Here is a 2,068-nt window from a genome sequence, read left to right as displayed (position 1 = left end):
GGTGCGCTACTTTATGCCACCTAACAGTGTTGCGCCTTTAGCATTTTATTTTTTTGGTGACTTACTAAACGATTACACCAATTTAGAACTAATAAGCACCATTTGTACCATGGAGACATTTCAAAAAATCTACCGCCCGGAAATTTATAATGCCAATGCGGCGGCTGGAAAGTTATATAAACCTGATCTGAAAAACGGTGATCATTCAGTAACACAAATTGTTTATGACCGAGAAGAACGCAACCAACTCGCTAACCAGCAAGGCAAGTTTACCGAGCAGCACTTTATTAAACCTTATAAACAGCTGCTGGAACAATTTTCAGCCAGTGCGCTTTAACTGTGACGCGACGAATAGCGTAAATAACAACATTCGTCGCTAATTAATTATAACTTTAACATACGGCATTATTTATTATGAAAACTCTGAAAAACACCCAATTATTACCCACTTCAACTGCAGGCAGTTTACCAAAACCCATTTGGCTTGCAGCGCCACAAACGTTGTGGTCGCCTTGGAAATTACATGGTGATGACTTAATGACCGGCAAGCACGATGCACTGTGTTTATCGTTGCAGCATCAGCAACACGCAGGCATAGATATAGTGAGTGACGGCGAGCAAACCAGACAGCACTTTGTGACAACTTTTATTGAACACCTGAACGGTGTTGATTTTGAAAAGCGTAAAACCGTTAAAATTCGCGATCGCTATGATGCAAGTGTACCCACCGTAGTGGGCCCGGTAAGTCGTCAAAAGCCGGTATTTGTAGAAGACGCTAAGTTTTTACGCCAGCAAACCAAACAGCCAATAAAATGGGCCCTACCTGGCCCAATGACTATGATAGACACCCTGTATGACGACCATTATAAAAGTCGCGAAAAGTTGGCGTGGGAATTTGCCAAAATTCTTAACCAAGAAGCCAAAGAATTAGAAGCGGCTGGAGTGGATATTATTCAGTTTGATGAGCCGGCATTTAATGTATTTTTTGATGAGGTTAACGCTTGGGGTATTGCCTGTTTAGAGCGGGCCATTGAAGGCCTAAAATGCGAAACTGCGGTGCATATATGCTATGGCTATGGTATTAAAGCCAATACCGATTGGAAAAAAACCTTAGGAACCGAATGGCGACAATACGAAGAAGCATTCCCTAAGCTGCAGCAATCAAATATCGATATTATTTCACTCGAATGCCACAACTCTCATGTGCCGATGGAGCTGCTTGAACTTATTCGTGGTAAAAAAGTGATGGTGGGGGCTATTGATGTAGCAACAGATACCATTGAAACCCCTGAAGAAGTGGCGAATACGCTGCGTAAAGCGCTGCAGTTTGTTGCGGCCGACAAACTTTACCCATGCACTAACTGTGGTATGGCGCCACTCGCCGGCAAGGTAGCCAATGCCAAGTTAGCCGCGCTAACTGCAGGAGCTGCAATAGTGCGTAAAGAGCTCGAAAACAGCCTGCAGCCGGCACAGGCAGAGCCGCTTGCTTCGCTAGATAAAGTATAATTAATTAGTTAGTCAGCTTAGCGTTGGCAATGCAACTTTGCACTCGTTGCCACCGCTAATCGCCACACCAGCTATAAAAAAAGCTGCGCCAGCATACGTCCGCCGGTGATCAACAGTACACACGCAAAGACTTTTTTTAGTTTGCCCGCATCTAATTTTGCAGCGAGTGACGTACCAAGCGGTGCAAACACCACTGTTAACGGCACAATACACGCAAAAGCAACTAAATTGACTAACCCCCATGTGCCCACAGGCGCATCAACGGGCGTAGTGCCTACAAGCAACATAGTGAGCGCACCGGGGAGTGAAATAATTAACCCGATTGCCGCCGCTGTACCAACAGCTTTATGGGCCGGGTAGTTATAAAGTGTAAGCAGTGGCACCGAAATCGTACCGCCACCAATTCCCACCATGGCACTAAAAAAACCAATCGAGGTTCCCATTACACTTTGCCCTACGGTGGCGGGAAGTTCGCTATACAGCGCCGACTTACCGGTTCTAAATAACATATTGGCTGCTGATAACAACGCAATTAGGCCAAACAACACCGTGAGTACCGTGC

Annotated in this window: 3 protein-coding genes; 2 read left to right on the top strand and 1 reads right to left on the bottom strand. The window is 45.4% G+C overall.

Going from position 1 to position 2,068, the window contains the following annotated elements; all coding sequences use genetic code 11:
• Together ABYB02_RS16775 and ABYB02_RS16770 are read left to right on the top strand one after the other, a co-directional pair.
• A partial coding sequence (locus ABYB02_RS16775) for a putative oxygenase MesX (RefSeq protein WP_372763505.1) occupies nucleotides 1-337 on the top strand: 337 nt, incomplete at its 5' end.
• 77 nt (nucleotides 338-414) lie between these two features.
• Entirely contained in the window at nucleotides 415-1,506 is a 1,092-nt protein-coding gene (locus ABYB02_RS16770; protein WP_372763504.1) for a methionine synthase, read from the top strand.
• 71 nt (nucleotides 1,507-1,577) lie between these two features.
• Here ABYB02_RS16770 and ABYB02_RS16765 read toward each other — a convergent pair.
• Nucleotides 1,578-2,068: sulfite exporter TauE/SafE family protein (locus tag ABYB02_RS16765; protein ID WP_372763503.1), on the bottom strand; the 491-nt coding region annotated here is incomplete at its 5' end.

The sequence above is a fragment of the Pseudoalteromonas sp. genome (assembly GCF_041613455.1).
Lineage (GTDB): Bacteria > Pseudomonadota > Gammaproteobacteria > Enterobacterales > Alteromonadaceae > Pseudoalteromonas.
The sequence above is the reverse complement of the archived record's forward strand: the minus strand, read 5'-3'. Positions and strand labels throughout refer to the sequence as shown.